1 protein-coding gene is annotated in these 353 nt (G+C 65.2%); it reads right to left on the bottom strand.

The features are described from left to right. Nucleotides 1–353 (bottom strand): zinc-binding dehydrogenase (locus tag EOB80_RS34355; protein ID WP_164762842.1); only part of this gene is annotated, 353 nt, incomplete at both ends.

Raw genomic sequence — 353 nt, 5'->3', positions numbered from 1 at the left:
CCCGACGTCGAACCCCTCGGTCATGCCGAGCACCGGCATGACGTCGCGCAGCTTCTCCTTCGAGGCGTCGACGACATGCTGGACGCCGAGTTTCTTGGCTAGCGCCAGCCGCACCGGGTTGATGTCAGTGATGACCACTTTGCGCGCGCCGACGCATTGGGCGACGAGCGCGCCCATGATGCCGATCGGCCCGGCGCCAGTCACCAGCACGTCCTCGCCGACCAGATCGAAGGACAATGCGGTGTGGACGGCATTGCCCAAGGGATCGAAGATCGCGGCAATCTCATCGGGCACATCGTCGGGGATCGGCACGACATTGTGCTGCGGGATCGCCAGATACTCGCCGAAGGCGC

The sequence above is a fragment of the Mesorhizobium sp. M7A.F.Ca.MR.245.00.0.0 genome (assembly GCF_003997415.1).
Classification (GTDB): domain Bacteria; phylum Pseudomonadota; class Alphaproteobacteria; order Rhizobiales; family Rhizobiaceae; genus Mesorhizobium.
This window is presented reverse-complemented; position numbering and strand designations above follow the sequence as displayed.